This is a genomic window from Streptomyces niphimycinicus, from assembly GCF_018883605.1.
Lineage (GTDB): Bacteria > Actinomycetota > Actinomycetes > Streptomycetales > Streptomycetaceae > Streptomyces > Streptomyces niphimycinicus.
This window is the reverse complement of sequence record NZ_JAHLEM010000008.1, coordinates 1-3,255: the sequence shown is the minus strand read 5'-3', so window position 1 is coordinate 3,255 and position 3,255 is coordinate 1. Positions and strand designations below refer to the sequence as shown.

Sequence of the window (3,255 nt, the reverse complement as noted above, 5' to 3'; positions counted from 1 at the left end):
TGGGCGTAGGCGGCCAGATCGGTGTCCCGGACGCGGGCCAGCAGCTCCCGGAAGGTCGGGTTGCCCGAGGTGTCCGTGCGCAGCACCAGGGTGTTGACGAAGAAGCCCACGAGGTCGTCCAGCGCCTCGTCGGTGCGGCCCGCGATCGGGCTGCCCAGCGGGATGTCGGTACCCGCTCCCAGCCGGGTCAGCAGCGCCGCGAGCCCGGCCTGGACCACCATGAACAGGCTCGCCTCGTTGTCGCGTACGAGGCCGAGCAGCCCGTGGTGGAGCTCCGGTTCGAGCCGGAACATCAGGGTTCCGCCCTGGTAGGTGGCGACGGCGGGCCGGGAGCGGTCGGCCGGCAGCTCCAGTTCGTCCGGGAGCCCGGCGAGGGCGTCGGTCCAGAAGGCGAGCTGCCGGGAGATCGGGCTGTCCGGGTCGTCCTCGCCGCCCATGACCTGCCGCTGCCAGAGGCTGTAGTCGGCGTAGCTCACGGGCAGCGGGTCCTGCTCGGGCGCCGCGCCACCCAGCCGGGCGGTGTAGGCCAGGGAGAAGTCGCGGGCGAGCGGGCCCATCGACCAGCCGTCACCGGCGATGTGGTGCAGGACCAGCAGCAGGACGTGGCGGTCGGGGCCGAGTGTGTACAGGGTGGCCCGCAGGGGCGGGTCGACGGCGAGGTCGAAGCCGGGGGCGACCGCCCGGAGCAGCGCCTCGGGCAGCTCCTCCTCGGTGACGGTTTCCATGGTGAGGTCGGGAGTGGCGGCGTCGGTGCCGAGCACCACCTGGTGCGGGGTGCCGCCGGTCTCGCGGAAGACGGTGCGCAGCGCCTCGTGTCGGTCCACCACATCGCCCAGCGCCGCCCGCAGGGCCTCGCGGTCGAGGTGTCCGGTCAGCCGCAGCGCGATCGGGATCTTGTACGGGGACGCGGCGCCTTCCAGCCGGTTGAGGAACCACAGCCGGTGCTGGCCGTACGACATGGGGATGAGCTCGGGCCGCTCGGCGGGCCGCAGCGGGGTGCGGGCGCGGGCGGCTCCGGCGATGGCCGCCATCAGCCGGGCGGGGGTGGGGGCCTCGAACAGGCTGCGTACCGCCAGCTCCACGCCGAATCCGGAGCGCACCCGGCTGACCAGGCGGGTGGCCAGCAGGGAGTGGCCACCGAGGTCGAAGAAGCTGTCGTCGATGCCGACTTCGGCCAGCCCCAGCACCTCGGCGAAGATCTCGCAGAGGGTGCGCTCCTCGGGGGTGCGCGGGGCCCGGCGGGTGGCGGCGGCGCCGTAGTCGGGGGCGGGCAGGGCCCGGCGGTCGACCTTGCCGTTGGTGGTGACGGGCAGGGTCTCCAGGGCGACGAAGGCGGCGGGGACCATATAGGCGGGCAGGGCGGCCGCGGTGTGGTCGCGCAGCGCGGCCAGGTCCGGGGCGGGCTGTCCACCGGCCGGGACGGCGTAGGCGACCAGGCGCTTGTCGCCGGGCCGGTCCTCGCGGACGATCACGGCGACCTGGGCGAGGCCGGGGTAGCGGGCCACGACGGTCTCGATCTCGCCGAGTTCGATGCGGAAGCCGCGCACCTTGACCTGTTCGTCGGCGCGGCCCACGAATTCCAGCAGGCCACCGTCGGTCCAGCGGACCAGGTCGCCGCTGCGGTACATCCGTGCCCCGGCGGGGCCGAAGGGGTCGGCGACGAAGCGCTCGGCGGTGAGGCCGGGGCGGTCCAGGTAGCCGCGGGCGAGTCCGGCTCCGGCGATGTACAGCTCGCCGGCGACTCCGTGCGGGGTGAGGGCCAGGTTGTCGTCGAGGACGTAGAGCCGCATCCGGTCCAGCGGCCGGCCGATGGGCACGGTGTCGGGGACGGTGTCCCGCGCCCGCATCCGGTGGTAGGCGGCGAACGTGGTGGTCTCGGTCGGGCCGTAGCCGTCGCCGACGACCAGTTCGGGGCAGGTGGCCAGCACTCTGCGCACCATGGGCGCGGGGACGACGTCGCCACCGGACCACACCTCGCGCACGTCGGCGAAGCTTTCGGGCCGCTCCTCGGCGAGGATCCGGAAGAGACCGGCGGTCAGCCACAGTCCGGTGACCTTCCGCTCCGCGATGACCCGGGCCAGGTCCTGGACGTCGAGTTCGCCGGGGGGCGCCACCACGATGTGGCCGCCGCGCAGCAGCGGCACCCACAGTTCGTAGGTGGAGGCGTCGAACGCCTGGGGCGAGTGCAGCAGCACCCGGGTGTGGTGGCCGCTGTCCCAGGCGCCGTCGAAGGCGAGGGCGAGCACATCGTGATGGGTGACGGCGACGCCCTTGGGGGTGCCGGTCGAGCCCGAGGTGTACATCACATAGGCGAGCTGTTCATGGTGTCCGTCGAGGGCGGGGTCGGTGTCCGGCTCGCCGTCGAGCGGCGCCGCACCGTCGAGGGCGGGGTCGTCGACGACCAGCAGCCGGGCCCGGTGCGGGAAGGCGCGGGCGGCCTCGCTCAGGTCGCGGTCGGTGAGCAGCACACCGGCGGCGGTCTGTTCGACGATCAGGGTCAGCCGGGCCCGCGGATAGCGGGAGTCCAGGGGCACATACGCACCACCGGCCTTCAGCACCGCGAGGATCGAGACCACAAGACCGACGGAACGATTCTGCATCACGGCGACCGGGCTCTCCGGACGCACCCCCATGGCGATCAGCCGGTGCGCCAGCCGGTTGGCGCGGGCGTCGAGCTCCCGGTAGGTGACCTCCTGCCCGTCGGCGTCGCTCAGCGCGACCGCGTCCGGGGTCCGGGCCAGTTGGTCGGCGAACCGCCGCTGGATGGACCCGTAGGCGGCGGGCCGGGGGCCGGTGTCCCCGGTCCCCAGCGCCAGCAGCCGGGCGCGTTCGTCGGGGCCGAGCACATCGATCCGCCCGACCGGGCGCTCCGGGTCCGCGGCGATGAGGTCCAGCAGCCGCGGCAGCCGGTCGGCCAGCTCCGCCACGGCCGCCGCATCCAGCACGTCCGGCCGGTGGTTGAGCCGCAACTGGAGCCCCTGGCCGGGCAGCCCTGGGATGGCGACGAGGGTCAGCGGATAGTGGGTGGCGTCCCGGCCGTCGATGCCCAGCACGCCGAGCCCGGTGCCGGGCAGCTCCAGCGCCGCCGGGTCGAGCGGGTAGTTCTCGAACACGGTGAGCGTGTCGAAGAGTTCACCGGTACCGGCGATGTTCTGGATGTCGGTGAGGCCGAGGTACTGGTGGTCGGTCAGCAGCGACTGCTGCTCCTGCACCCGGGCCAGCAGCCCGGACAGCGGCTCCTCGGGCCGCAGGACC

1 protein-coding gene is annotated in these 3,255 nt (G+C 73.8%); it reads right to left on the bottom strand.

Annotated elements, in window-relative coordinates; translation table 11 throughout:
* The coding region (locus KN815_RS00710) for a non-ribosomal peptide synthetase (RefSeq protein ID WP_216339119.1) at positions 1–3,255 on the bottom strand (3,255 nt) is incomplete at both ends.